Origin of the sequence: Paraburkholderia sp. CNPSo 3076 (genome assembly GCF_026343935.1) — a bacterium.
GTDB classification, from domain to species: Bacteria; Pseudomonadota; Gammaproteobacteria; order Burkholderiales; family Burkholderiaceae; genus Paraburkholderia; species Paraburkholderia nodosa.
The window spans coordinates 209351-233046 of sequence record NZ_JAPMAL010000003.1; the positions used below are offsets into that span (position 1 = coordinate 209351).

General features: G+C 66.6%; 21 protein-coding genes and 1 pseudogene. 6 read left to right on the forward strand and 16 right to left on the reverse strand.

Annotated elements, in window-relative coordinates:
* Positions 1–365 precede the first annotated feature (365 nt).
* The gene (locus tag M3A49_RS04780; RefSeq protein WP_266227659.1) at positions 366–1529 is read left to right on the forward strand and encodes a porin; all 1164 of its coding nucleotides are present in this window, start codon (positions 366–368) and stop codon (positions 1527–1529) included.
* A gap of 160 nt (positions 1530–1689) precedes the next feature.
* Here M3A49_RS04780 and M3A49_RS04785 read toward each other — a convergent pair whose 3' ends face one another.
* Positions 1690–2031: a zinc ribbon domain-containing protein YjdM gene (locus tag M3A49_RS04785; protein WP_254337115.1), complete on the reverse strand. Its 342-nt coding sequence runs from the start codon at positions 2029–2031 to the stop codon at positions 1690–1692.
* A gap of 167 nt (positions 2032–2198) precedes the next feature.
* On the opposite strand from M3A49_RS04785, the gene M3A49_RS04790 reads away from it, so the two are divergent.
* A complete protein-coding gene (locus M3A49_RS04790) occupies positions 2199–2615 on the forward strand; it encodes a DUF6232 family protein (RefSeq protein ID WP_266227660.1) in 417 nt (138 codons plus the stop codon).
* 43 nt (positions 2616–2658) lie between these two features.
* Here the strand turns inward: M3A49_RS04790 and M3A49_RS04795 are convergent, their stop codons facing one another.
* Positions 2659–5112 carry a glycogen/starch/alpha-glucan phosphorylase gene (locus tag M3A49_RS04795; RefSeq protein WP_254353646.1) on the reverse strand — a complete coding sequence of 818 codons (2454 nt, stop codon included), beginning with the start codon at positions 5110–5112 and terminating at the stop codon, positions 2659–2661.
* Positions 5113–5767: 655 nt separating this feature from the next.
* Here M3A49_RS04795 and M3A49_RS04800 point away from each other — a divergent pair.
* Positions 5768–7120, forward strand: a complete 1353-nt coding sequence (locus M3A49_RS04800; RefSeq protein WP_266227835.1) for an MFS transporter — start codon at positions 5768–5770, stop codon at positions 7118–7120.
* A 77-nt stretch (positions 7121–7197) separates the two neighbouring features.
* Here M3A49_RS04800 and ltaE read toward each other — a convergent pair whose 3' ends face one another.
* Complete coding sequence (gene ltaE / locus M3A49_RS04805) at positions 7198–8202, reverse strand: low-specificity L-threonine aldolase (protein ID WP_266227661.1); 1005 nt, start codon at positions 8200–8202, stop codon at positions 7198–7200.
* Positions 8203–8355: 153 nt separating this feature from the next.
* On the reverse strand, positions 8356–9078 hold the full coding sequence (locus tag M3A49_RS04810) for a peptidoglycan DD-metalloendopeptidase family protein (protein WP_266227662.1): 723 nt from the start codon (positions 9076–9078) through the stop codon (positions 8356–8358).
* 277 nt (positions 9079–9355) lie between these two features.
* Between M3A49_RS04810 and M3A49_RS04815 the strand changes: the two genes are divergently transcribed.
* Together M3A49_RS04815 and M3A49_RS04820 are read left to right on the forward strand one after the other, a co-directional pair.
* The gene (locus tag M3A49_RS04815; RefSeq protein WP_254353643.1) at positions 9356–9676 is read left to right on the forward strand and encodes a hypothetical protein; all 321 of its coding nucleotides are present in this window, start codon (positions 9356–9358) and stop codon (positions 9674–9676) included.
* 130 nt (positions 9677–9806) lie between these two features.
* Positions 9807–10619 (forward strand): DUF2968 domain-containing protein, encoded by an 813-nt coding sequence (locus M3A49_RS04820; RefSeq protein ID WP_266227663.1) that lies wholly within the window; start codon positions 9807–9809, stop codon positions 10617–10619.
* Here the strand turns inward: M3A49_RS04820 and M3A49_RS04825 are convergent, their stop codons facing one another.
* From M3A49_RS04825 to M3A49_RS04880, 12 genes and pseudogenes are all read right to left on the reverse strand, one after another.
* Positions 10620–11543: a dihydrodipicolinate synthase family protein gene (locus M3A49_RS04825; RefSeq protein ID WP_266227664.1), complete on the reverse strand. Its 924-nt coding sequence runs from the start codon at positions 11541–11543 to the stop codon at positions 10620–10622.
* Between the two features lie 17 nt (positions 11544–11560).
* Positions 11561–13288, reverse strand: coding sequence for an IlvD/Edd family dehydratase (locus M3A49_RS04830; RefSeq protein WP_266227665.1), 1728 nt, complete (start codon positions 13286–13288; stop codon positions 11561–11563).
* 430 nt (positions 13289–13718) lie between these two features.
* On the reverse strand, positions 13719–14045 hold the full coding sequence (locus M3A49_RS04835) for a DUF4148 domain-containing protein (RefSeq protein WP_266227666.1): 327 nt from the start codon (positions 14043–14045) through the stop codon (positions 13719–13721).
* 207 nt (positions 14046–14252) lie between these two features.
* On the reverse strand, positions 14253–15662 hold the full coding sequence (gene gndA / locus M3A49_RS04840) for an NADP-dependent phosphogluconate dehydrogenase (RefSeq protein ID WP_266227667.1): 1410 nt from the start codon (positions 15660–15662) through the stop codon (positions 14253–14255).
* Positions 15663–15783: 121 nt separating this feature from the next.
* Positions 15784–16398: a DUF938 domain-containing protein gene (locus tag M3A49_RS04845; RefSeq protein WP_266227668.1), complete on the reverse strand. Its 615-nt coding sequence runs from the start codon at positions 16396–16398 to the stop codon at positions 15784–15786.
* Positions 16399–16434: 36 nt separating this feature from the next.
* Positions 16435–17052: a pyridoxamine 5'-phosphate oxidase family protein gene (locus tag M3A49_RS04850; RefSeq protein WP_028202701.1), complete on the reverse strand. Its 618-nt coding sequence runs from the start codon at positions 17050–17052 to the stop codon at positions 16435–16437.
* A gap of 28 nt (positions 17053–17080) precedes the next feature.
* On the reverse strand, positions 17081–17947 hold the full coding sequence (locus M3A49_RS04855) for an NAD-dependent protein deacetylase (RefSeq protein WP_266227669.1): 867 nt from the start codon (positions 17945–17947) through the stop codon (positions 17081–17083).
* Between the two features lie 21 nt (positions 17948–17968).
* Positions 17969–18235, reverse strand: coding sequence for an oxidoreductase-like domain-containing protein (locus tag M3A49_RS04860; protein ID WP_266227670.1), 267 nt, complete (start codon positions 18233–18235; stop codon positions 17969–17971).
* A gap of 86 nt (positions 18236–18321) precedes the next feature.
* Positions 18322–19086 carry an SDR family oxidoreductase gene (locus M3A49_RS04865; RefSeq protein WP_266227671.1) on the reverse strand — a complete coding sequence of 255 codons (765 nt, stop codon included), beginning with the start codon at positions 19084–19086 and terminating at the stop codon, positions 18322–18324.
* Positions 19087–19113: 27 nt separating this feature from the next.
* Positions 19114–19677, reverse strand: a pseudogene (locus M3A49_RS04870) (amino acid ABC transporter substrate-binding protein); the annotation flags it as partial.
* Between the two features lie 129 nt (positions 19678–19806).
* Positions 19807–20700, reverse strand: coding sequence for a LysR family transcriptional regulator (locus tag M3A49_RS04875; RefSeq protein WP_266227836.1), 894 nt, complete (start codon positions 20698–20700; stop codon positions 19807–19809).
* Between the two features lie 111 nt (positions 20701–20811).
* On the reverse strand, positions 20812–22221 hold the full coding sequence (locus tag M3A49_RS04880; RefSeq protein ID WP_266227673.1) for a DUF2252 domain-containing protein: 1410 nt from the start codon (positions 22219–22221) through the stop codon (positions 20812–20814).
* 260 nt (positions 22222–22481) lie between these two features.
* Here M3A49_RS04880 and gltS point away from each other — a divergent pair, with 260 nt between their 5' ends.
* Positions 22482–23687, forward strand: a complete 1206-nt coding sequence (gltS, locus tag M3A49_RS04885) for a sodium/glutamate symporter (protein ID WP_266227674.1) — start codon at positions 22482–22484, stop codon at positions 23685–23687.
* The last annotated feature ends 9 nt before the right edge of the window (positions 23688–23696 follow it).

Here is a 23696-nt window from a genome sequence, read left to right on the forward strand (position 1 = left end):
GCATTGATCGGCCGTTAATGCGTTCTTGGGATTAATCACACTCAGCTTGAACCCAGATTCAAAAGATCGATTAACCCGGGCAAATAGAAGAAAGCTTAGAAAAAAATCTTATATGGCCGATTGTCGCAGTCCGGCCTTTCAAATTGACAGGAAAATCGCCCGCAAATCCAATAACGGCGGGCTTCAGGCGCCGTTCTCCCGGCCTGCAACCCGTATGTCGCATCCACACAACAGAATGGCGACATTTACCCTACAAAACCTTACTGTCACATTCTTTTCGTGATCGACCCTTAAATTGCAGCCCGTCACATTGACCGGCCCATAAGAGGCCGGAGTCGTCATCTTTCCTTTACCCGGAGCAACAGTTGAAAAAGAAAATTCTGACCACCGCTATTCTGGCCTCGATCGCAGGCGTTGCCCACGCACAAAGCAGCGTGACGCTGTACGGCATCATCGACGCGGGTGTGAACTACATCAGCAACGTGAAGAATGCGACGGGCGGCAGCTCGCACCAATATTCGTACGGTGACGGCGTAGCTCAAGGCAGCCGTTGGGGCCTGCGCGGCACGGAAGACCTGGGCGGCGGCCTGAAGGCGATCTTCGTGCTCGAAAACGGCTTCAACAGCGGTAACGGCACGGCAGGCCAGGGCGGCGCGATGTTCGGCCGTCAAGCATTCGTCGGTCTGACGCAGTCGAACATCGGTTCGCTGACGTTCGGCCGTCAATACTCGTTCAGCACGGACATTCTCGGCTCGCAGTACTCGACCGGTGGCAACACGGTTTCGGGTAACTGGGCATACCACTTCAATGACGTCGACCAGCTTACGTCGAGCCGCATCAACAACGCGGTCAAGTTCCAGAGCGTGAACTTCTCGGGCTTCACGTTCGGCGGTCTGTATGGCTTCTCGAACTCGACGTCGTTCGCCGGCGCACCGACAACGGCTTCGACGGCTTCGTCGCGTGCCTACAGCTTCGGCGCGAACTACGGCTACGGCCCGTTCAGCCTCGGCGCCGCGTACACGAACATCACGTACCCGGCCAACACCACGCAGTCGACGACCTCGATCGCCAACCTGCCGGCGACCCAGACCAGCGTCGCGCTGCACGGCCTGCGCTCGTTTGGCGTTGGTGGCCGTTACATCGTCGGCCCGGCAACGCTGTGGGCCCTGTGGACCAACACGTTGCTCTCGCCGATCGCCGGTTCGTCGACGCTCTACAACGCGTACGAAGCAGGCGGCAAGTACGCCTTCACGCCGGCTCTCACGGCTGGCCTCGGCTACACGTACTCGCGCACCTCGGGCAGCCAGACGGCTCACTGGAACCAGGTCAACGCATCGGTTGACTACGCGCTCAGCAAGCGCACCGACGTCTACGGTCTCGTGTCGTACCAGGACGCATCGGGCACGCTCGCGAACGGCCAGAAGGTTCAGGCGCAGATCGGCGACTCGAACTCGAGCATCTACCAGCCGTCGGGCACGGGTTCGCAGGATCAAGTCGCGGTTCGCGTCGGTATCCGCCACAAGTTCTAAGCAGCGTAACTTGCGCAACAGCGGCAGCCGGCGACTCATAGCGCCGGCTCTGCTCGGCGCGCCGCAGCCCAGGCTGCACGCCGCGCCTTACCGGACGGGGCATCCCTTGGGATGCCCCGCTTTTTTTTGGTTCATCCCAGTTGATGCACGACGCCCTTCGTCACGCCTTCTTGACGAATTCCGATTTGAGACTCATCGCGCCAAAGCCATCTATCTTGCAATCGATATCGTGGTCGCTGTCCACCAGCCGGATATTTTTCACTTTGGTGCCCATCTTGATCACGCCACCCGAACCCTTGAGTTTCAAGTCCTTGATGACCGTGACGGCATCCCCGTCCTGAAGGACATTGCCGGCCGAATCGCGATACACCTTGCCCGCTGTTTCGGCCGGCGCGGTGGCTTGCCCCGACCATTCATGCGCACACTCCGGGCAGATGTAGACGCCCCCGTCTTCGTAGGTGAACTCGGAATTGCATTTCGGACAGCGTGGCAGTGCGCTCATGGGGAATCCTTGGTGCTGACGGGGGCAATAAAAGCGCGCAAGTATAGCGGCATCGGCACGTTGCCCAACCTGCGATGCGTCCGGCCTGCGGCGTTATGTCCGCCGCGGCCCCGCCCTGGCCCCGCTTCTGGTACGCTGCGCTCTCTCACCCCGCCGCTATCGAACCGATGGAACTCCCTTTCAACGAAGCCGCCGTCTCGGTCACGCGCAACGCGCTCTCCGCAGCCGGCCAGGTGTTCCCCATGCGCGACATCGAGGACGTGCGCATCGTCATCGGGCGGCGCAGCCGCGTCGTGCCCATCGCGATTAGCCTGGTCGGCGCCGCCGGCGCTGTCGTGGGCGGCGTGCTCGGCTCGGCGACCGGTCTCGCGTGCGGCGTGATGGTGATCGTGGTGGGCTGGCTCGCGTGGCTCTGGCAGGAAGCCGTGCACCGGCTCTATGTCGTGACGGGCGGCGAATCGCGCGAGGCGGTCACGAGCCTCGACCCGGCATTCCTCGAACGCGTGCAAGAAGCGGTGCGCACCGCCAAGGCCGCGCAAGCGGCGCAGGCCGAGGGTGGCACGACGCGGCCCGCAGCGCCCTGATACCGCGCGAAGCACTGCCGGCAGCACTGCGGACGCTCGCCCCTCACTCCATCTCGATCGACTTCACGTGCCAGATATCGCGGGCGTATTCCGCGATCGCACGGTCCGAAGAGAATTTCCCCATCCCCGCCACGTTTTCAATCGCGCTCGCGGTCCATGCCGGCACGTCCATGAAGCGCTGGTCGGCGGCGTCCTGGGCCTCGATGAAGGCCGAGTAGTCGGCCAGCACGAGGTAGTGGTCGCCCCAGTCCACGAGCGTGTGGAAGATGTCCGTGTAGCGTGCCGAATCGTGCGGTGAGAAGAAGCCCGTGCGGATCTGGTCGAGCGCGCGGCGCAACTCGGCGTTTTCCTCGTAGACCTGGCGCGGCCGGTAGCCCGCGCAACGCAGCTGGTCGACCTGGTCGGACGTGTGCCCGAAGATGAAGATGTTGTCCTGCCCCACGGCCTCGCCGATCTCGATGTTCGCGCCGTCGAGCGTGCCGATGGTGAGCGCGCCGTTGAGCGCGAGCTTCATGTTGCCAGTGCCCGACGCTTCGGTGCCCGCTGTCGAGATCTGCTCGGAAAGGTCCGCCGCGGGAATCAGCACCTCGGCCACGCTCACGCCGTAGTTCGGCACGAACACCACCTTGAGCCGATCCCCCACCACGGGATCGTTGTTGATCTTCGCGGCCACGTCGTTGATGAGGTGGATGATCATCTTCGCCATGCGGTACGCCGACGCGGCCTTGCCCGCGAACAGCACGACGCGCGGCGCCCAGTCGCGCTCCGGCGCTTCGACAATGCGGTTGTAGCGCGTGATCACGTGCAGCACGTTGAGCAACTGGCGCTTGTACTCGTGAATACGCTTGACCTGCATGTCGAACAGCGCATCGGGATTGAAGACGATGCCCGTGCGCTCCAGGGCGCGATGTGCGAGGCGCACCTTGTTGCTGCGCTTGGCCGCGCGGAACGCGGCTTCGAACGAAGCGTCGCCGCGCAGCTTGCTCAGCGCGCCCAGCTCGAAGAGATCGCTGCGCCAGCGCGGCCCGATCGCTTCGTCCACGAGGCGCGCGAGCGGCGGGCTCGCCTGCGCGAGCCAGCGGCGCGGCGTAATGCCGTTGGTCACGTTCGTGAAGCGGTCGGGAAAGAGGCGAGCAAAGTCGGCGAAGATATCGCGCGTCATCAGTTGCGAATGCAACTTCGAGACGCCGTTCACCTTGTGGCTCGCCACGATCGCAAGATAGGCCATGCGCACGCGGCGCTGGCCGTATTCGTCCACGAGCGAGATGCGGCGGATCAGGTCGAGGTCGTGCGCGCCGCGGTCGCTCGCTTCGCGCAGGAACGCCGCGTTGATGTCGAATATGATTTCGAGGTGGCGCGGCAAGAGGCGTGCCAATAGTTCGATGTCCCAGGTTTCTAGCGCTTCGGGCATCAGCGTGTGGTTGGTGTACGAGAACACGCGGCGCACGTGGCCCATCGCCTCGTCCCATGGCAGATGATGCACGTCCACGAGCAGGCGAATCAGCTCGGGAATGGCCAGCACCGGGTGCGTGTCGTTCAGGTGCACCGCGACCTTTTCGGAGAAGCGCCCAAACGTGCTGTGCGTGCGCAGATAGCGGCGAATCAGGTCCTGCATCGTCGCGGAGACGAAAAAGTATTCCTGGCGCAGACGCAACTCGCGCCCGGCCATCGTCGAGTCGTCGGGATAGAGCAGCCGCGAGACGTTCTCGGAGATGTTGCGCGCTTCCACCGCGCGCTGATAGTCGCCCTGGTTGAACGCCGAGAGGTCGAGTTCCTCATCCGCGCGCGCGGACCACAGCCGCAGCGTGTTGGTCGCGCTGGTGTCGTAGCCGGGAATGACCGTGTCGTAGGCCATGGCGTTGACATGCTGCGTGTCGACCCATTCGACATGGCCGTTGCTCTGCATGGTGCGCCCGCCAAAGCGCACCGGATACTGGACCTCGGGCCGCGGGAATTCCCAGGGATTGCCGTAGCGCAGCCAGTAGTCGGGCGCCTCGACCTGCTCGCCGTTCACAATCTGCTGGCGGAACATGCCGTAGTCGTAGCGAATGCCATAGCCGAAGCCCGGAATGCCGAGCGTCGCCATCGAATCGAGGAAGCACGCCGCGAGCCGGCCGAGACCGCCGTTGCCGAGCGCGGCGTCGGGCTCGTAGTCGAGCACCGTGTCCATGTCGACGCCCACGCTCGCCAGCGCCTCTTTCATCTGGTCGCGTATGCCGAGCGCGATCAGCGCGTTCGAGAACGTGCGGCCGATGAGAAATTCCATCGACAGGTAATAGACGCGTTTGACGTCCTGGTCGTACTGGCGGCGGGTGGTGATCATCCAGCGCTCGACGAGCCGGTCGCGCACGGCAAGCACCGCGGCGTGCAGCCAGTCTTGCGGACGGGCCGTCACGGCGTCCTTACCGACACCGTACATCAGGCGATTGGAGAGGGAACGGCGCAGCGCTTCGACGCTGCTTTGCAACTGATCGAACTCGAGACCGATGGCTGTCATCGACGACTCCTGTCGAGTGCACTTGGCGCTTTAGCTGTCGGCCGGAGTTAGTGCTTTAGCGCTTACTCCGGCCCCACGCAGAGCGCTTAGTGCAGTCCCACGCAAAGCGCTGGAAATGGCGGCGCGCCCATAAAAGGTGCAGGGCGCGCGGTTGTTCTGGGCCTGCGCCGCGCGCGGCGGAACGAGACGATGACGCATCGGCGCAGCGGCGCAAAAGGCCGGCACCGCTCGCCAGCGAGCGCAGATCAATTTGCAGAGTAGTGCATTTTCAAATGGCGTGCGGCGGCGCGCCAACCGGGCGCGGAGCGCGGCCGCCAGCCGCGCGGAACCCGCCGGCCGCCTCGATCCCTTGCCATGCGGACGGTTGCGCGCGCGCAGCGCGACGCCATGCCTGCGCATGACGGGCTTGGCGGTTAGTTGCGATATGCCGGCGCATGATGCGCGATCGAGTGCGTCACCCAAACCCTTACAGTCACCCCACGCCCTGGAGTGTCTCCTGCAGAACCGGGCGGGCTCTGTAACAATCGCGAAATTCGTCCGCTCGGCCCGCGCCGCAGCCTTCATCGTCCATCCGCCCGAGACTGTCTTGTCCGAAACCTTTTCCGCGGCGCGCGAAACCCGCAATACGCTCAATACCGAGCCGCCCGACGCGCCCATGTCCGCGAAGAACCGCCGCGCCATGGGCGCGGTGATGCTCGCCGTTGCGCTCGCGACGCTCGACACCGCCATCGCCAACACCGCGCTGCCCGCCATCGCCACCGACCTGCACGCGGCCCCGGCCGCCTCGGTGTGGATCATCAACGCGTACCAGCTCGCAATGGTCGCCACCTTGCTGCCGCTCGCCGCGCTCGGCGACATCATCGGCCACCGGCGCATCTATATCAGCGGCCTCGCGATCTTCACGGTCGCTTCGCTCGCCTGCGCGCTCGCGCCCACGCTCACCGCGCTCGCCGGGGCACGCGTGCTGCAGGGGCTCGGCGCGAGCGCCATCATGAGCGTGAACACGGCGCTGATCCGCTTTCTCTACCCGCCGCACCGGCTCGGGCGCGGGCTCGGCACGAACGCGCTGATCGTGGGCGTTTCGTTCGCCGTGGGTCCGACCGTGGCCTCGCTGATCCTCTCCGCGGGCACCTGGCCGTGGCTCTTCGCGATCAACGTGCCGCTCGGCGTGCTCGCGCTCGTGTTCGCGCTGCCCGCGCTGCCGCAGACGGCGCGCGGCAAGCACGCCTTCGACCCCGTCGCGGCGGTGCTCAATGTCATCACGTTCGCGGCGCTGATCTTCGCGCTCGGCGAGGCCGCGCAGCGCGCGCCAGGCATGGAAGTGGGCATTGCGGCTGTCGTGGCGCTGGTGTTCGGCGCGCTGCTGATCCGCCGCGAGGCCGGGCATCCCGCACCCATGCTGCCCGTGGATCTGTTTCGCCGGCCGGTTTTCGCGCTTTCGTCGGTCACCGCGATCTGCTCGTTCGCGGCGCAGGGCCTCGCGTTTGTCTCACTGCCGTTCTATTTCGAAACCGTGCTGATGCGCAGCCAGGTGGAGACCGGCTTCCTGATGACGCCCTGGCCCGTGGTCGTGGCCGCCGCGGCGCCCATTGCGGGGCGCCTCTCCGACCGCTATCCGCCGGGCCTGCTCGGTGCAATCGGGCTCGCCATTCTCTCGGCGGGCATGGCGTCGCTGGCGCTGCTGCCCGCGCACCCCACGGTGACGGACATCGTCGTGCGCATGGCGATCTGCGGCGCGGGCTTCGGCTTTTTCCAGTCGCCCAACCTGCGGGCGATCATGGCGAGCGCGCCGCCCGAGCGCAGCGGCGGCGCGAGTGGCACCATCGCGGTCTCGCGTCTGCTCGGGCAGACCACGGGCGCGGCGCTGGTGGCGCTGTGCTTCGGGATCGTGGGCCGGCACGGCCCGACGCTCGCCCTGGGCCTCGGCTGCGCATTTGCCGGCGCGGCGGCCATTGCAAGCGGGCTGCGGCTGTTCGCGCCGTCGCACCGGGCGGTGCAGCGCGGCTGATGCCGGCAGTGCGAGTGGATGAGGTCTGAGGCCAAGGCGCGCGGGAAAAGCGCGCCTTGGCCAGCCCGGCTACCGGCTTATCGCGCGAAGTAGCCCTTCACCGCCGCCACGAACGTGTCGATATCGGCGGCCGTCACGTCGAGGTGCGTGACGAAGCGCGACGCGTACAGCATCTGCGTGAGGATGCCGCGCTCCTTGAGATACGCCTCCAGCGGCGCGCAGTGTTCCTGCCGGAACTGCACGAACACCATGTTCGTGGCCTGCGACATCACCTTCACCTGATCGATCTGCGCAAGACCGGCGGCGAGACGCGCGGCGTTCGCATGGTCGTCGGCGAGACGCGCGACGTTGTGATCGAGCGCGTAAAGGCACGCGGCCGCGAGCACGCCCGACTGGCGCATGCCGCCGCCCAGCACCTTGCGCCAGCGATGCGCGGCGTCGATGAGCGCGCGGCTGCCCACCAGGACCGACCCCACCGGCGTGCCCAATCCTTTCGAAAAGCAGATCGACACCGAGTCGAAGCCCGCCGTGAGCGCCTCGAGCGGCTGGCCCGAGGCGACCGCCGCGTTGTACACGCGTGCACCGTCGAGGTGCGTGGCGAGCCCGCGCTCATGCGCGAGCTGCGTGGCCTTCGCGACGTAATCCGCCGGCAGCACCTTGCCGCCAATGGTATTTTCGAGCGCGAGCAGACGCGTGCGTGCGAAGTGGTCGTCGAGCGGCTTGATCGCCGCGGCGATACGCTCGAGCGGGATCGAGCCGTCTTCGGCGTTGTCGAGCGGCTGCGGCTGAATGCTGCCCAGCACGGCCGCACCGCCGCCCTCGTACTTATACGTGTGGGCCGCCTGGCCGACAATGTACTCGTCGCCGCGCGCGCAATGCGCCATCAGCGCGGCGAGGTTGCTCTGCGTGCCGCTCGGGAAGAAGAGTCCCGCCTCCTTGCCCGCCTCCTGTGCCACGCGCGCCTGCAGGCGCAGCACGGTCGGGTCGTCGCCCCAAACGTCGTCGCCGGTTTCGGCGCGGGTCATGGCGGCGAGCATGGCTTCGCTCGGTCGGGTGACGGTGTCGCTGCGCAGGTCGATCATTGCGATGAAATCCTCGTGGTTGAAGCACGCGCGGGACGCACTGGCGCGTGCCTTGTCGGGCGCGCGCCGCAGGGCGTGAGAACCATCGAGTGTATTTTCAAACGGCCGCCCAGCGCAATGCCGGTCCGGGCGCAAGGCGCGCTTTCGCCCCGGCTAGTGCGCGAGCAGCGGCAGCGGATCGACGGGCTTGCCGTCGCTACGGACTTCGAACTGAACACCGCCGCTGCCCATTTCCGCGATCGGCTGGCCTTGCGAGACGGCGTCGTCTTCCTTCACGAGCAGCTTGCCGTTGCGGCCATAAGCCGTCACGACCTGGTCGTTGTGCTTGATGATCACGAGTGGCCCGTAGGCCTCGATACCCGTGCCCGCATAGACCACACGGCCAGCGGCGGCGGCCTTGACCTCCTCGCCGGGCGTGCCGCCGATCACGATGCCGGTGGACTTGCCCGGCACGAAGCGCTGCAGGATCGGCCCGCGCGCCGGCCACGCGAGCGCGATGCTGGGCGCCACGGGCGCGGGCATGGCTACGCCGGCGGCAGCGGGTGCACCGCCAGGCATCTGCGCCTGCGGCGCAGCCGTTGCGTAGTTGGGCGGCGGAGCGACGCGCAGCACCTGGCCTGGCAGGAGCTGCGCGTTGGCGGAAGGCAGCTGGTTCCAGCTCGCGATGTCCTGGGGACGCTGGCCGAACGCGCCGGCGACGCGCGAGAGCGTGTCGCCCGGATTGACGCGGTAGTAGCCCGCGGGCACGCCGCTCGTGGACATGGGGGGCGCGCTTGGGGACTCCCAGGGCGCGAAGGTGCTGCTACAGGCGCTGCAGACGAGCGTGAGGGCGGCCAGCGCCGCATAGGCGCCCGGATTTCGCCGTTGTCGATTCATCTTGCTGTTCCTCGCTTGGTCCTCGCGTATGACGAAAAATACGCATATGGGATGCGCGGCGGGCCGCAGGCGTTCGCTTGCGCGCCACATTCCGCGAATGAAGCCGGAAATGGCGAACGTCCCCCATTATATCGTTCAAGCTCCAGCCGCCTTTTTTCGCCGGCATGCTCGCCCGGCCTGCGTTTGCGCGGGTCAACGCCTATACTGATTCACGCGTCACCCGATAATCAGATGAAAGGCCTCTCGCTGCAGTCCCATGGCCCTGAGGGATCCGAGAATGAACAAAGCCACCTTTCTTTCGCTGCAGCTCAACGTCGAAGATGTCACGTCGTCGCCGGGCCTCGTCGAATTGTTGAACAACCATCTCATCTTTGCGGCCGACGTGGCCGAAGCCGCCGACGAACTGGTCCAGCACGCCAGCGTCGCACGGCTTTCCGGCGCCACCCAGGCGTCCGTGGAAATTCCCGCCGTGGTCATCGAGCGCTTGCGCGATGCGCTCGACACGCTGAGCGGCTATGACGAAACCTGGCTTTTCGCGCTCGAACCCGGCCGTGCGCTCTTCGACGATATTGCACGCCGGCCTCGCCTGCTTCACTAGTACGCGAATCCGGAGCGGACGGCGCCCTACCCGCATCGCCCGCCCCATTTGCCCGCGCGCCGGCGCCTGTGTGCCACGCTGCCGCGCGCGGAGCGCCATGGTTTCGGCGCGCCAAACTGGGGGAACCGCCGTGAAATCCATTCTGAACCGCCGTAACGCCGCGCTCTCTGGCGCGCCATCACGAATCCTTGCCGTGGCCCATGATGCCGCCACGCAACGCGCCGCCGCAAGCGAAGCCGCCAGCCGCGTCCCGCAATCCGCGGTCGAGCCCACCATTACGCCGTCTGAGACCCCCGTCGAGATCGAGTCTCGCGCGGAACCGGCGGCGGGCGCGGCCGCGCTGCCCGAAAGTGCCGGCGGGCCTCGACCGGTCTCCACGCTCCATCCGGTGCCGGTCATGCCCGCGCACCTGAACGGCCGCCCGGTGCAGATCGCCGACGGCGCCGCGTTCGAAGCGCTCCACGCCGCCGACGAGTTGATGACCTTCCGCGTCTTTCGCTGCTTCGCCTATACGGTCAGCCTCTTTTTCCATCCGCCCACACTCGGCTACTTCGTCGCGCTGCATCAGGAAAGCGTACTGTGGCGCGCGCTGAAAGCCAACGACCTCGACGCGGCCGGCTCGGCGTTTCACCTGATGCAGGAGCAAGCCACGCGCCTCGCCGACGGCGAAACGCGCCGCGTGCAACTCGTCGCCCAAAACGCGGAGCTCACGCGGCAGATCGAGGAGTCGGAAGCCCAGGCCGAACGCCTGCGCGTGGACCTGCAGCGCCATGCGGAACAGGAACAGACGGTGACGGGCCGCCAGCACCAGATACGCAAGGACGTCGCTCAGCTGGAGGCGCAGCGCATTGCCGCGCAGGCGCAGTTGAACAAGGCGCACCGGGCGCTGCATCAGCTCAAGGTCGCGACGAGCGAGGGCGTGCCCCATCTGCATGCGCGGTGATCACGCGAGCGGGCCCAGTTGCCGCGCGAATCGCCGGGCGGCTTCGAGGCCGAAGCGGCTCGGCGCCAGCTTCACGTCGCGCTCATGGTCGACGTCGACGCCCATGCGCCACGCCGCAATGCGCTTGCCGTAGCAAATCAGCGTATCGAGCGACTGCATGACGAAGACGATGGCGGGCAGCAGCTGCTGGTACAGGGCTTGCGCGCGCTCGATATCGCCCGAGCAAAACGCGGCGTAAACCTGCTGCTGCCAGTCGAAGCAATCGGGCGCGACGATCATGCCCGCGCAGCCGGCGCGCAGGTTGTCGAGCAATTCCAGCCCGCCGCGGCCGTTGAGCACGGGCATCGGGTCGCCGATCTGCGCGATCGTTTCGGCGATCGTGACCGCCGGGCCCTCGCCCTTGAGCACACGGAAGTTCGGGCATTGCGCGGCAAGCGCGCGCAAACTGCCCGGCGTGAGCCCAACGCCCAGATATTCGGGCGCGTTCTGAACGCCGACCGTCACGTCGAGCCCCGCCATCACGCCCGCGAAGAAGTCGAAATAGAACGATTCGGGTTGCGCAGGCTCGCCTTGAGCGCGCGTGGGAGGCTGGAGGATCAGCCATGCCACGCCGCGCTCGATGGCGTGTTGCGCGAATTCGCGCTGCGCCTGCACCGTGGGACCGCTCACCGTGACGGCGAGCGGCAGTGCGCCGCCGCTGTCCTCCTGCGCCCAGTCGATCACCTGCTCGCGTTCGGCGCGCGAAAGCTTGTTGACCTCGGTCGCGAGCCCGAGCACGGCGATACCCGGCGCGCCGCCACGCACGGCCGCTTCGACCTGGCGCCGCATGGCCGCGCGGTCGAGGTGGTTATCGCGATCGAAGAACGCATAGAGGATCGGGTAGATGCCCGCGATTGCACCGGCGGCGCTGGTTGGCGCGCTCATCGCGTGCTCCGGCACGCTCAGTGGGAGTCGCGCGGCACGTCCGCACCGCTCGCGCCGACAAGAAAGTCCAGGTCGGCGCCCTTGTCGGCCTGCAGCACGTGTTCGACGTAAAGCCGGTAATAGCCGCGCTCGGGCAGCGCAGGCGCCTGCCACTCCGTCTTGCGGCGCGCGAGTTCTGCGTCGGAGACTTCCAGATGCAGGCGCCGCGCCGCGACGTCCAGCTCGATCATGTCGCCCGTGCGCACGAGCGCAAGCGGACCGCCCGCCGCCGCTTCGGGCGACACGTGCAGCACGACTGCACCATACGCCGTGCCGCTCATGCGGCCGTCCGAAATGCGCACCATGTCGGTAATGCCCTTTTGCAGCACTTTCTTCGGCAGCGGCATGTTGCCGACCTCGGCGAAGCCCGGATAGCCCCTGGGCCCCGCGCCTTTGAGGACCATGATGCAATGCTCGTCGATATCGAGCGAGGCGTCATCGACCTTCGCGTGCAGTTCCTCGACGTTCTCGAACACCACCGCGCGGCCGCGATGACGCAACAGCGCCGGCGTGGCGGCCGAAGGCTTGATGACCGCGCCGTCGGGCGCGAGGTTGCCCTTGAGCACGGCGATGCCGGCTTTGGGCTTGAACGGCTGCGCAAACGAGGTAATGACTTCGGCGTTGTAGTTCGGCGCGTCGGCCACGTTTTCCCAGAGGGTTTTACCGTTGACCGTCAACGCGTCCCGATGCAGCAGCCCTTGCTCGCCCAGTTGCCGCAGCACCGCTGGCAGGCCGCCCGCGTAGTAAAAATCCTCCATCAGATAATGGCCGGACGGCTGCAGATTCACGAGGCAAGGGACATCGGAGCCGAGTTCCCAGTCGTCGAGCGAAAGCGGCACGCCAATGCGCCGCGCGAGCGCGATCAGATGCACGACGGCGTTGGTCGACCCGCCGATGGCCGCGTTGGTGCGGATCGCGTTTTCGAACGCGGCACGCGTAAGGATCTTCGACATCGTGAGGTCCTCGCGCACCATCTCGACGATGCGCCGCCCGGCGAGTTGCGCGAGCACCTGGCGGCGCGCATCGACCGCGGGAATGGCCGCGTTGTGCGGCAGCCCCATGCCCAGCGATTCGACCATCGAGGCCATCGTGGAAGCCGTGCCCATGGTCATGCAGTGGCCGCGAGAGCGGTTCATGCACGACTCCGCCTCGACGAATTCGGCCTGCGACATCGTCCCCGCGCGCACTTCCTCCGACATTTGCCACACGCCTGTGCCCGAGCCGATTTCATGGCCCCGGAAGCGCCCGTTGAGCATCGGGCCGCCCGAGACAGCGAGCGCGGGCAAGTTGCACGACGCCGCGCCCATCAGCAAGGCAGGCGTGGTCTTGTCGCAACCGACGAGCAGAATCGTGCCGTCGATCGGATTGCCGCGAATCGACTCCTCCACGTCCATGGAGGCAAGGTTGCGAAACAGCATTGCGGTGGGCCGCAGGTTCGATTCGCCTAGCGACATGACGGGAAATTCGAGCGGCAGGCCGCCGGCTTCGTACACGCCTTTTTTCACATACTCCGCGAGTTCGCGAAAATGCGCGTTGCACGGCGTGAGTTCCGACCACGTATTGCAGATGCCGATGACGGGGCGGCCGTCGAACGCGTCGTGAGGGATGCCCTGATTCTTCATCCACGAGCGGTGAATGAAGCCGTCCTTGTCGGCTTTGCCGAACCAGGCCTGGCTGCGCAAGGGCTTACGGGTGGAGCGGGTCATGGCGGGGCGTCTCCTGTCGCGAGGCAACTGTCAGGGAAACTGCCGCCCGATCATAGGAGTGACGTTCGGACCCGTCAATATTTGATATGGCGTCCTTAGATATGGACAAAACGCGCCACAAAAAAGTACGGGCCGGTGGAGAACCGGCCCGTGCTGGACTGCCTGTTGCAACAACGTACTACCTACTGCGTACTGCTACTGCACGGCTGCACCTCTCACTGCGCCAGCCAACTTCAACTACCTTCTGCTCTCTGCGTACTGCAACTTCCTGACTGCAACAACTCACCTACTGCGTACTGCGTATTGCAACTGCAACTTCTACTGCAACTCACTGCTCACTTCTGCTGCGACTACTGACTACGTACAGCGACAACTCACTACAGGGGGTAGCTTGCCGGAACCGCCTGAAGCGGTTCCGTTCGGTCAGGGCTTAGTGGCCGAAGTAAATGCGCTGGTTCGGCGCGACTTGCGCAGGTTGCACCGCTGCACCCGACTGCGACGTGCCGACTGCCGGTGCGCCGTAACCGCTGGTGTCGCCGGCGGCGAGCTTTTCCTCGGTCACGCGCGCCTGGGCGGCCTGCAGGTTTTCCGGATAGTTCACATGGTCAGCCGACGGGTTGTAGCCAGCGTGCTCGAGTTGAACCAGTTCCGCACGCACCTGGGCGCGGGTCAGGCCTTGCTCGCTCGACTGGGCGAACGAGATAGCCGGGACGGCAAGAGCGGCGGCAACGACAACTGCGGGGATAAGCTTGTTCATGATCGGACCTCCATCTGTTTTATTTCCGCTTCGGAACACCGTGTTCGTCAGCGATTGATTACAGTGTAGGCGTCCCATCTCGCTAGGGAAAACCCTAATTCATCAAAACACCATTGCAATTTCGGCAATAAAAAAGGTGAGCCCTCGGACTCACCTTACGATTCCAACAAAGACCGCAACGACAATGCGGCCTTTTGTCTTGGGACCTTACGACCAGTCGGCGTGGAAGCTGCCCGGCTTGTCGATGCGCTCGAACGTGTGCGCGCCGAAGAAGTCGCGCTGCGCCTGCACGAGGTTGGCGGGCACGCGCTCCGAGCGGTAGCCGTCGAAGTACGCGACGGCCGACGAGAACGCCGGCACCGGCACGCCCGCGCTCACCGCCTGGATCACCACGTCGCGCAGCGCCGACTGATAGTTGGCCGCGATGTCACGGAAATAGGGGTCGAGCAGCAGGTTGTCGAGCTGCGGGTTCTTCGCGTAGGCGTCCATGATCTTCTGCAGGAAGCGCGCGCGGATGATGCAGCCCGCGCGGAAGATCTTGGCGATCGTGCCGTACTGGAAGTCCCACTTGTACTCGTCGGAAGCCATGCGCAGTTGCGCGAAGCCTTGCGCGTACGAAATCACCTTCGAGAAGTACAGCGCGCGGCGCACCGACTCGATGAACGCCTTGCGGTCGCCCGAGAACGGCTTCGCGTCCGGGCCCGAAAGCACCTTGCTCGCGGCCACGCGCTGCGTCTTGAGCGACGAGAGCACGCGCGCGAACACGGCTTCGGTGATGAGCGGCAGCGGCGCGCCGAGGTCCAGCGCGTTCTGGCTCGTCCACTTGCCGGTGCCCTTTTGCGCGGCGCGGTCGAGAATCACGTCGACGAGATCCTTGCCCGTTTCCTCGTCCTTCTTGCCGAAGATCTTCGAGGTGATCTCGATCAGGTAGCTGTCGAGCTCGCCTTCGTTCCACTCGGTGTAGACCTTGCCCAGTTCCTCGTTCGAGAGGCCGAGCACCTGCTTGAGCACCGCGTAGCTTTCGGCGATCAGCTGCATGTCGCCGTACTCGATGCCGTTGTGCACCATTTTCACGAAGTGGCCCGCGCCGTCCGGGCCCATGTAGGCCACGCACGGCTCGCCGTCCGGCGCCTTCGCGGCGATTTCAGTGAGGATCGGTGCAACCAGATCGTAAGCATCGCGCTGGCCGCCCGGCATGATCGACGGGCCCTTGAGCGCGCCTTCCTCGCCGCCCGACACGCCCGTGCCGATGAAGTGCAGGCCCGACTTCGCGAGTTCCTGGTTGCGGCGGATGGTATCGGTGAAATGCGTGTTGCCGCCGTCGATCAGGATGTCGCCCTTCTCCAGCAGCGGCTTGAGCGCGGCGATGGTGTCGTCGGTGGGCGCGCCGGCCTTCACCATCATCAGGATGCGGCGCGGCTTTTCCAGCGAATCCACGAACTCTTCGAGCGTGTACGCCGGCACGAGCTTGCGATCCGGATACTCAGCGATCAGCTCGTCGGTTCGGGCGCGGCTGCGATTGAACACCGAGACCGCGTGGCCGCGGCTTTCGATGTTGAGCGCCAGATTGCTACCCATCACGGCCAGACCCACCACGCCGATTGGCTGTTTGCTCATGTTGTTTCTCCACTTCATTCATTGACGGCGCCGCAACGGGGCGCCAACCGTGCAAGCATAAGGGAAACGTAGCGGCGCTGCGCGAACGCGCGCATGTGCGGCGGACGTTTGCCGACCTCGCTTACTGTTTTCGGAACACCAGGCTGAAATTGTTCGCCGGCATCGGCACGCGCGCTTCGCACGCGAAGCCTTGTGCCTGCGCCAGCGCCTCCACTTCCTCCATGTCGCGCACGCCCCAGGACGGGTCGCGCGCGCGCAAGTCGGCGTCGAAAGCCTCGTTGCTCGGCGCCGTGTGTGCGCCTTCGCGCCGGTACGGCCCGTAGAGCACGAGTGCCCCGCCCGTAGCAACGCGCGCGCCCGCGCCTTTCATGAGCGCCTGCGCCGCTGCCCACGGCGCGATGTGAATCATGTTGACGCAGACGATGGCGGCCACCGCATCGATCGGCCAGGGCTCGCGGCGCACGTCGAGGTCGAGCGGCGCGCGCAAATTGGCGAGACCCGAGTGCTCGCGCCAGGCGTCGATCGAGGCGCGGGCGCGCGCGTCGGCGTCGCTCGGCTGCCACGCGAGGTCGGGAAACGCGGCCGCGAAGTGGACGGCATGCTGGCCGGTGCCGCTCGCGATTTCGAGCACGGTGCCCCGCGCGGGCAGCGCGCCGCGCAGCACCGCCAGGATCGGCACGGCGTTGCGCTCGGCGGCGGGCGCGCAAAGGCGTTGGGCGGCTTGCGGGTCGTTCATCGTCTTGCGGTCTCTCAGCGATCAGTCGGCATTCACTCAGTACAGCGTGGTCTTGATGCGTTGGGCGAGACCGGCTTCGTAAGTCTCGGCGTCGAACGTCTCGCCATATTGCTCCTCATTTACGCGGCGCAGCATCTCGCCCGCGCTCGGCAGGTGCGAGCGTTCGACGTGGCGCGACGGGTCCCACAGCTTCGAGCGCACGATGGCCTTGGAGCAATGGAAGTACACGCTTTCCACGTCGATCACGAGCACCGAGCGCGGCGGCTTGCCATCCACGGCGAAACTCGCGACGAGCGCGGGGTCGGTGCTCACGCGGCCGCGCCCGTTCACGCGCAGCATCTCGCCCACGCCCGGCACCATGAACAGCAGCCCCACCTGCGACGAGGCGACCACGTTGCGCAGGCTGTCCACGCGATTGTTGCCCGGACGGTCGGGCAACGCGAGCGTGTGCTCGTCGAGAATGCGCACGAAGCCGGGTGCGTCGCCGCGCGGCGAGCAGTCGAGACCTTCCGGACCGCCCGTGGCGAGCACGACGAACGGCGAGCTTTCGATGAAGCGCCGGTAATCCGCGTTGACGTGATCGATTTCTTTGCGCAACGCGCGTTCGTGCGGCGTGCCGTAGTGCGCTTCGAGGTCGGCTAGCGTGGTCAGCATGTCGTCGGTTCCGTGGGGACGTGGAGTGTCAGGGGACGAGGCGCGCGCCCAGCGCGTCGAGCACGGCGGCGCAAGGGGCTTCGAATTTGAGTGCGAGGAGCGGGTCGGCGCGCGTCTTGCCCATGTTGATCGCGGCCACGGGTTTGCCGCGCTGCTGCGCCCAGGCGCAGAAGCGGTAGCCCGAATACACCATGAGCGAGGAGCCGACCACGAGCACGGCGTCGGCCTCGTCGAGCGCGTTCGAGGCGCTCGCCACGCGCTCGCGCGGCACGTTCTCGCCGAAGAACACCACCGAAGGCTTGAGCATGCCGCCGCACGCCGCGCACGCGGGCACGTGGAAGGCGTTGGCGCCGTCGAAGTCGAGATGGGCGTCGCCGTCGGCGGCGGGTTCCGCGCTCGCGCCCACGACGGCCGGGTTGCGCGCTTCGAGTTCCGGCTGAATCGAGGCGCGCGAATACTGCGCGCCGCAGTCGAGGCAATGCACGTGCGCGATGCTGCCGTGCAGCTCGATCACGTCGCGGCTGCCCGCGCGCTGATGCAGGCCATCCACGTTCTGCGTGACGAGCGTGCGCGCATAGCCCGCCGCACCGAGGCGCGCGAGCGCGTGGTGCGCGCCGTTGGGCTGCGCGAGACCCACCGTGGGCCAGCCGATCAGGCTGCGCGCCCAGTAACGGCGCCGCATGCTCTCGGAGCCGAGGAATTCCTGCAGCGTGATGGGCGGCGAGCGTTTCCAGGCGCCGTTCTCGTCGCGGTAACCCGGAATGCCCGAATCCGTGCTGATGCCCGCGCCCGTCAGCACGAACAGGCGCGGATGACGCTCGACGAACGCCTGCAGCGCGTCGAGCGCGGCGGCGTCGAGGGCGGGAGCGTCGGGAACGAGGATGGATTCGGTCATGGCGGCGGGGAGCAATGCAGTTCAGCGCGAGGGCTTGTCCGGCAACGGCGCGGCCGATGGCGAAGCCGGTTTTGCGGCTTGCTTGCGCGGCGCTTTCGCCTGCGCCTGTGCCTGCCGTCCGGCTTCGCGCGCTTCCCACGCGGCCAGCGCGGCGCGATACCGGCCGAACTCCTCGTCGTACAGATCGAAGATGCAGGGGTCGCAACCGCTATGGCAGCAGTCGTCGTGATCGGGGCATTCGGGCGGCTGGGGACGCGGATCATCGTCCGGACGCGGGGGCAAAGACATGGGCGCTCGGGCGTCGTGGTGGTTCAGCGGCCAGTATACGGGACGCGGCGGCCGAGCGTGCGGCAGCGCCCGCCCGGCCTGCACGCTCAGCCGCGCCCCACGAACGGCATCTTCGTCGCCATGATCGTCATGAACTGGATATTCGCTTCGAGCGGCAGTTGCGCCATGTGCAGCAGTGCGTCGGCCACGAGTTCCACGTCCATCAGCGGCTCGACGGCAATTTCGCCGTTCGCCTGAGGCACGCCGCGCGCCATGCGCTCGGCCATCTCGGTCGCCGCGTTGCCGATGTCGATCTGCCCGCACGCAATGTCGTAGCGCCGGCCATCGAGCGAAACGGTCTTCGTGAGGCCCGTGATGGCGTGCTTGGTGGCCGTGTAGGCGGCGCTGAACGGCCGCGGCGCGTGCGCCGAAATCGAGCCGTTATTGATGATGCGCCCGCCTCGCGGCGTCTGCCGCTTCATGAGCCCGAACGCCGCGCGCGTGCACAGGAACACGCCGGTGAGGTTCGTATCGACCACGGCGCGCCAGTCGTCCACGGAAAGCTCGTCGATGTCCACGGCCGGCGCGTTGCGGCCCGCGTTGTTGAAGAGCAGGTCGAGCCGGCCGAAGCGCGCGCGGATCGTCTCGAAGAGCGCCTCGACGGCCGCCGCGTCGGTCACGTCGCAAGGCGCCGCCAGCGCCTCTTCGCCGCGCGCGCGGGCCTCGTCGGCGAGCGCTTCGAGCGGCGCGGCCCGGCGGCCCGCCAGCACGACGGCAAAGCCGTTGGCCAGCAGCCTTTGCGCGCACGCGCGGCCAATGCCGCTGCCCGCGCCCGTCACCAGGGCGATCTTGCATTGTTGCGTATCACTCACCGTTGCCTCTTTGTTTCGGTTGAGCCTTCAATCGAGCGGCTGGTCGTTGGGATTCGCGAAAAGCGCCTTCATCGGCTCCGACATCGGATAGTCGAGGTTCACGCCCGCAGGCGGAATGGGCGACTCGAACCAGCGCCGGTAAAGCGCGAGCGCCTCGCCCGAGCGCTCCATCCTCGCGATGGTGTCGTCGGCAATGCGCTTGAAGGCGGTGTCGCCGCGCCGGAACATGCAGCCGTACACTTCCGACCTGGCCGGGCTGCCGACGATCGCGTAAGCGCGCGCGTCGTTCAGGTTACGCGCACTTTGCGCGACGGGCGCACCCGGCGTTTCGCCCGCCATGTAGCCGGTCGCGAGCGTGGCGTGCAGCAACGGCTCGTCCATCACGAAGGCAACGGCGCGTCCCGAGCGCACGGCTTCGACGGAGTCGCCGTGAGTCTTCGCGACGACGATGCGCATGTTCATCGCGCGCTCCATGTTCCAGCGGCGCAGCAGGCGCTCTTCCGACGTGCCCGCGGTCGTGACCACCGTACGGCCCGCGAGATCGCCGAAGTCCAGGACCGGCGAGCCACGCTTCACGAGCATGCGCACGCCTTCGATCTCTCATTCGTTCGCATGGCGCGCGCTCGCAGCGCCGCTCCTCTCCTGCGCGCGATTGTACCGGCGGCCCGTGCCGGCTCGCGTGATGCGGCCTTGGCGGCCTTTGCTCCCGTGTCCAGGCGCTCACGCCGTGCACGTAGCGGCGAGGCAGCCGCGCAGCACGTCCGCGAACGCGTTGCCTGCCTGCGAGTCCATGCCGCCTTCGCGCCACATGGCGAACACGCCGACCGTGAGCGCCGGTTCGACGCGCCGGATCGCCACCGGCTCGCCCGCCCCGCGCGCGCTGAGTTCGTCGAGCAGCACGCGGCCGATGCCGCGCGCCGCGAGTGCGCGCGCGACGTGCCACGTCTGCGCCTCGACGGCCGCGAGCCGGTCGTCCACGCCTTCGGCTTCGAGCAGGTTGCCGATCGCCTCGCCAAGCGGATCGACATTGCCGATGCTGATCCACTCGCCGTCGACCAGATCGCGCAACGCGAGCGGCGCGTGTTCCGGCGTCGGGTCGTCGGGCGGCCCGACGCAGACCACGGCCGTGCGCGCCAGTTCGACCGCGGCGATGCCCGGCCGCGCGGGCGGATTGAGCGCGACGCCCAGATCGAGTTCGCGCGTGAGCAGCGCGTTGAGCAGTTCCGCCGTGTGGCGCGTCTGGATCCTGAGCGACACCTCGGGGTAGCCCGCGCGAAACGTCTGCACGGCAGCCGGGATCAGGCTCATGCCGAGGCTTGGCAGACAGCCGATGCGCAGCAGCCCTTGCGGGCGCAGCGCGAGATTGCGCGCGAGATCGCGAATGCTGTCGAGGTTCGATTGCAGCTTCTGCGTTTCGGCGAACAGCAATTCGGCCTCGCGCGTAGGCTGCAGGCGGCCGTGCGCGCGGCTGAAGAGCTTGAGGCCCGCGCTGCGCTCCGCATGCGCGAGCACCTTGCTGACCGCGGGCTGCGAAACGCATAGCAGCTCGGCCGCCTTGGAGAGCGAGCCGGTGCGCATGATCGCGTGAAAGACTTCGATATGACGTAGACGCATGGGGCGCATGCCGGGCATGCGTACGAGGCTCATGCGCGGCGCGATGAAAGAAAAGCGCAAGGATAGCGCGTTCGGCTGCGCGCTTCGCCTGCAGGTCGACTCAGGCTCTGCTCAAACGCGGAAATCGGCGGCCATGTCGTCGTCGCTGCGCGCGACGATCGCGCCGCTGCGCGCGGCCTTGAGGAACACGTCGTAATCGCGCTCCACCTGGTCGGCATAGCTGAAGGCGTAGCCCATGAGCGCCTCCGCGAACTGGTCGCTGCGGCCAATGTACGAAGAGATTTCGATGGCGGCGCTGCCCGACTTCGCATGCGCGCGCGCGAGCGCCCAGCCGCACAAACGTGCATAGCCGCAGAGCAGCGTGCTGTCGAGCAACTGGAGATCGACCGAGAGCTTCATGTCGCGCAACTGGCGCACGTAGAAATGACGCCCGTTGGGCCCCGTGGTCCAGCCAAGGAAGATATCGCTCGCCGCCTGCAGCAGCCGCTGGCCATGGACGACCCGCGCGCCTTCGTGCTTGATCGAAGGCGACTTGAAGTACTGCGAAACGACCGAGCGACGCGCCTCTTTCACCTGCAGGAAGAGCGGCTTCTCGTGATGATCGACGAGCAGCATCACGAGGCAGCGCGTGCCCACGCTGCCCACGCCCACCACCTTGAACACCAGGTCCTGAATCGCGAAGTGATCGAGCAGTTCGCGCCTGTCGGGCGCGAGCGTCTTCGCGTAGTCCTCGTACATGGGCTCGATCAACGTGCGCCAGTCGCCAAGCGTGAACCAGTCGTCTTCGGGTTCGAACAGCGTGTTGACGCCGTGCACGTGAAAGAGCGCGGGCGGGGCGTCGTGAATCGTCCAGTGGTCGCCGTCGCGCTCCGCGAGCTTTTCGAGCAGGTTCTCGTGCGTGCGGTTCGCGGCCTTCTCCATGCCACGCCGGATCAGGCGACGGCCTTCGGGCGTGAGCGCGGTTTCGACCATACGGTCGAAGGTGATTTTGTCGTACCAGAGATCGAGCGCGCCGTACTCCGCGTACTGGCGCAGGCGGTCGCGATAGCTGGTCACGGCCGTCATCACCAGTTCCTCGGCCACGCCGCGCGAGTAGCGCATGTGCCGCGCCGCCACGACGAAGCTCGCCACGAGGCGCTTCACATCCCACTCCCACGGGCCGGGCGCGACCTCGTCGAAGTCGTTGAGATCGAACACGAGCTGACGCTCGGGCGTGGCGAAGGCGCCGAAGTTCAGCAGATGCGCGTCGCCGCAAATCTCCATCGTCATGCCGGTGTTGGGCACGCCCGCGAGGTCGTGCGCCTGGAGGATCGCGCTGCCGCGAAAGAACGTGAAGGGCGAGACGATCATGCGCCCGTAGCGCAGCTGCACGAGGTTCGGCACGCGGCCTTCGCTGCTCGAGCGCAGCAATGCGAGCGGATCGCGCTTGATGGTGCCGGTTTCCTTGTGGCTCGAACGTTTCGAGCGCTCGCGCGCGGCACGCCCGGCCGCCTCGCGATCAGCAACGGTGCTCCCATTCATGACCTTCTCCGGTTCTTGTACGGTCTCGCGCCATCGTGGCGATCCGGGAAATGCGGAGGGATATTCGTCCTGCATGCGCGTCGGCCTTTCGCCCGTGAATGCCTGCCTATTTAAGCGTGGGGCCCCGATTCGTGCAAGCAAAGTGGCCGGAACCGGCGCCTGGCTGCGCACCATGCGCGCAACGCGCAAGCGCCTGGTGTACCGTGCGCGAAAGATGCGCGGCCAGCCTGGCCCCCTCATTGCCCCGCCGGACACCCGCCATGAACGTCAAAGTCTACGGAACGCTCGTCGTCGCGTCGCTCGTGCTGCTGGTCGGCCAGTGGCTCGTCGCCGCCGTGCCGATCCTGCGCAAATGGACGATACCCGAACCCGTGGCGGGCGGCATCGTCGCCGCGCTGATCGTGTTCGGCGTGCACAGCTTCGCGCATAGGGACGTGGTGTTCGACACCTCGCTGCAGGCGCCGCTCATGCAAGCGTTCTTCGCCACCATCGGCCTCAATGCGAACCTCGCCAACCTGAAACACGGCGGCCCCGTACTCGTGCGCTTTCTCGCCGTCGTGGTCGCGCTTCTCGCACTGCAAAACGCGTTGGGCATCGCGCTCGCCATGGCGTTCGGCGTCGATCCGCTGTACGGGCTGCTGGGCGGCTCGGTGGCGCTCGCGGGCGGCCATGGCACGGGCGCCGCTTGGGGCGCGGTGTTCACCGAGCATCATGGGCTGCAGTCCGCCACCGAAGCGGCCATTGCATGCGCCACGTTCGGGCTGATCATGGGCGGCATACTCGGCGGACCCGTTGCGCAGCACCTCATGAAGCGCATCGGCGCACAGGCCGGCGATGCAACGCCCGGCGCAGCAACGCCCGACCCCTATGCATTCGAGGAGCCGAAAGCCGAGCAGCCCACCACACCGGGCGCATTCATCAACACGGTCACGCTCATCGCCATCAGCCTCGCCGGGGGCGAGGCGCTCTCCGGGCTGATCGCGGGCACCGCGTTCGAACTGCCCACCTTCGTGTGCGTGCTGTTCGTCGGCGTGCTGCTCGCCAATGGGCTCTCGCTCCTCGGGCGGCCGGTGGCCGAGCACGCCGTCGCGCTGATCGGCAACGTGAGTCTCGCGCTCTTTCTCGCCATGGCGCTCATGACGCTGCGCCTGTGGGACCTTGCCGCACTCGCGCTGCCCGTGTTCACGATCCTCGCCGCGCAAACGCTGCTCATGGTGGTCTACGCGATCTTCGTAACGTTCCGCGTGATGGGCGCGAACTACGACGCCGTCGTGCTTTCGGCGGGGCACTGCGGCTTCGGCCTCGGTGCAACGCCCACGGCGATTGCGAACATGCAGGCGGTCACCGCGCGCTTCGGCCATTCCCATCTGGCGTTTCTCGTGGTGCCGATGGTGGCCGCGTTCTTCATCGACATTGCCAACGCCATCACCATCAAGCTCTTTCTCATGCTGCCGGTTTTCCATTGAGCGGCAAGG

Excerpts from the sequence above, each read along its gene's own strand:
- M3A49_RS04845 (WP_266227668.1), bottom strand. The coding sequence starts at position 16,398 with ATGAACGACCCGCAAGCCGCCCAACGCCTTTGCGCGCCCGCCGCCGAG.
- M3A49_RS04815 (WP_254353643.1), top strand. The coding sequence starts at position 9,356 with ATGAACAAAGCCACCTTTCTTTCGCTGCAGCTCAACGTCGAAGATGTC.
- M3A49_RS04800 (WP_266227835.1), top strand. The coding sequence starts at position 5,768 with ATGTCCGCGAAGAACCGCCGCGCCATGGGCGCGGTGATGCTCGCCGTT.
- M3A49_RS04850 (WP_028202701.1), bottom strand. The coding sequence starts at position 17,052 with ATGCTGACCACGCTAGCCGACCTCGAAGCGCACTACGGCACGCCGCAC.
- M3A49_RS04880 (WP_266227673.1), bottom strand. The coding sequence starts at position 22,221 with ATGAATGGGAGCACCGTTGCTGATCGCGAGGCGGCCGGGCGTGCCGCG.
- gndA (WP_266227667.1), bottom strand. The coding sequence starts at position 15,662 with ATGAGCAAACAGCCAATCGGCGTGGTGGGTCTGGCCGTGATGGGTAGC.
- M3A49_RS04790 (WP_266227660.1), top strand. The coding sequence starts at position 2,199 with ATGGAACTCCCTTTCAACGAAGCCGCCGTCTCGGTCACGCGCAACGCG.
- ltaE (WP_266227661.1), bottom strand. The coding sequence starts at position 8,202 with ATGATCGACCTGCGCAGCGACACCGTCACCCGACCGAGCGAAGCCATG.
- M3A49_RS04860 (WP_266227670.1), bottom strand. The coding sequence starts at position 18,235 with ATGTCTTTGCCCCCGCGTCCGGACGATGATCCGCGTCCCCAGCCGCCC.
- M3A49_RS04785 (WP_254337115.1), bottom strand. The coding sequence starts at position 2,031 with ATGAGCGCACTGCCACGCTGTCCGAAATGCAATTCCGAGTTCACCTAC.
- M3A49_RS04835 (WP_266227666.1), bottom strand. The coding sequence starts at position 14,045 with ATGAACAAGCTTATCCCCGCAGTTGTCGTTGCCGCCGCTCTTGCCGTC.
- M3A49_RS04830 (WP_266227665.1), bottom strand. The coding sequence starts at position 13,288 with ATGACCCGCTCCACCCGTAAGCCCTTGCGCAGCCAGGCCTGGTTCGGC.
- gltS (WP_266227674.1), top strand. The coding sequence starts at position 22,482 with ATGAACGTCAAAGTCTACGGAACGCTCGTCGTCGCGTCGCTCGTGCTG.
- M3A49_RS04825 (WP_266227664.1), bottom strand. The coding sequence starts at position 11,543 with ATGAGCGCGCCAACCAGCGCCGCCGGTGCAATCGCGGGCATCTACCCG.
- M3A49_RS04875 (WP_266227836.1), bottom strand. The coding sequence starts at position 20,700 with ATGCGTCTACGTCATATCGAAGTCTTTCACGCGATCATGCGCACCGGC.
- M3A49_RS04795 (WP_254353646.1), bottom strand. The coding sequence starts at position 5,112 with ATGACAGCCATCGGTCTCGAGTTCGATCAGTTGCAAAGCAGCGTCGAA.
- M3A49_RS04855 (WP_266227669.1), bottom strand. The coding sequence starts at position 17,947 with ATGACCGAATCCATCCTCGTTCCCGACGCTCCCGCCCTCGACGCCGCC.
- M3A49_RS04810 (WP_266227662.1), bottom strand. The coding sequence starts at position 9,078 with ATGAATCGACAACGGCGAAATCCGGGCGCCTATGCGGCGCTGGCCGCC.